Annotated in this window: 3 protein-coding genes; all 3 read right to left on the bottom strand. The window is 73.0% G+C overall.

Annotated features, from left to right (window positions below; translation table 11 throughout):
* A partial coding sequence (locus HMPREF0731_RS25795; RefSeq protein WP_169312313.1) for a hypothetical protein occupies window positions 1-181 on the bottom strand: 181 nt, incomplete at its 3' end.
* A gap of 193 nt (window positions 182-374) precedes the next feature.
* Complete coding sequence (locus HMPREF0731_RS18455; RefSeq protein ID WP_007005715.1) at window positions 375-1004, bottom strand: protein phosphatase CheZ; 630 nt, start codon at window positions 1002-1004, stop codon at window positions 375-377.
* Between the two features lie 9 nt (window positions 1005-1013).
* On the bottom strand, window positions 1014-1376 hold the full coding sequence (locus HMPREF0731_RS18450; protein WP_040613937.1) for a response regulator: 363 nt from the start codon (window positions 1374-1376) through the stop codon (window positions 1014-1016).
* Window positions 1377-1628 lie beyond the last annotated feature (252 nt).

Below are 1628 nucleotides of genomic sequence, written 5' to 3'. Positions count from 1 at the left end.
GCGGGGCGGAGCCCTGCGGGAGCACCGGCAGGGTCGCCGGGTCGGGCAGGATCAGCACGCCCTGCAGCAGTTGGGCGAAGCCCTCGGCCCCGGCGGCCGGCGCGGCGGCGGGGCGGGCCCCCTCCCCCTGGCCGGCCGGGCGCAGAAGGCCGGCCATGTCGGAACCGATCGCTGGAGCCATGGAGTTCTTCCCTGTCGCGTCCCAGAAACGGCGGAACCCTGGCACGGGCGCGCCAGGACAATGGGCCCCGGCGCCGATGCGGCGGGGCAGCAGCAGCCCGGCGCCGGCGGGCCGGGACCATCGCCCCCCCCGGCTCGGGGGGGGGCCAGGACGGATGGCCCAGAGCCGGAGCCGCCCGGGCGGGGCGGCGGCCTCAGCCGAACAGGTCGTCCACGGCACCCTGGCCCAGCCCGCCCTGGGCGGAGGAGCTGGGGCCGTTCAGCAGGTGGCCATCCTGGCGGCCATCCTTCGGCGCCTCCCAGGCCTCGCTGCTGGCCTCCTCGGGCTGGATGCCCATCAGCCCGACCAGGGTGGTCACCCGTGCCTCGACGGCGCGCATGGTGGAGAGGATCTTGCGCAGCCGCTGGCCGGTGATGTCCTGGAAGGCGCAGGCGAGGACGATGCTGGTGGCGGCGTCGTTCACCTCGGCCAGGTCGGCGCGGGTGTCGGTCGAGGTGCCGGCATGCAGCCGCCCCGCCGCCGCCTGGGCGCGCTCGGCCTGGCGCAGGATCTCGAAGGCGGCGCCCTCGGTGTCCACCACCACGGCGTCCAGCGTGTCGCCCAGCCCGACCGGCGGCGGCGAGAGGCCGATCACCTCGGCCCGCGTCTCCGCCAGCAGCTTCGACATGCCGCGCATTTCATCCAGCGCCTGGGCCAGCTTGTCGATCGTGGCCGCATCCCCCGCCGAGCCCAGGCCCAGCAGCTTGTCGACCTCGCCGGCGATGGCCGCCGCATGCCCGGAGATCCGGGCCAGCCCGGCAGCGGGCGATGACGTCTGGCTCACACTGCCCCCTTAACCCACGACGGATGCGATCTTCGCCCTCAGCGTTTCCGCCGTGAACGGCTTGACGATGTATTGCGAGGCGCCGGCCTGCTTGGCGGCCACGACGTTCTCGGTCTTGCTCTCGGCCGTCACCATGATGAAGGGCGTCTTGGCGAGATTCGCATCGCCGCGAACCTCCTTCAGCAGCTCCAGCCCCGTCATCGGCTCCATGTTCCAGTCGGAGATGACGAGGTCGTAGCGCGAGACCTTGATCTTCTCGAGCGCCTCGGCCCCGTTCCCCGCCTCCTCGACATCCTTGTAGCCGATCTGGTCGAGCAGGTTTCGCACGATGCGCCGCATGGTGGGATAGTCATCGACAACCAGGATTCTCACGCGCCGGTCCCCCTTCTGCGTTCCGGGCGCATCTTTCGCGCCCACTCCGATTTTTCGCAAGAAGTTTTGCGCGCGCTCTGCGCCTCGCCCCCGGGCCGGCGCTCAGCCGCCATACCAGGCGGCATTGCCAAGCCCCTCCGCCCCCCCCTCGCCCGGCAGGCAGAGCTGCGACAGACCCCAGCAGGGCACCAGCAGGCGCACCGGGGCCTCGGCCGCGCGCGCCAGGCGGCGGGCCAGGCGCAGCGCCGCCGC

This window comes from Pseudoroseomonas cervicalis ATCC 49957 (genome assembly GCF_000164635.1).
Taxonomy (GTDB): Bacteria; Pseudomonadota; Alphaproteobacteria; order Acetobacterales; family Acetobacteraceae; genus Pseudoroseomonas; species Pseudoroseomonas cervicalis.
The sequence above is the reverse complement of the archived record's forward strand: the minus strand, read 5'-3'. Positions and strand labels throughout refer to the sequence as shown.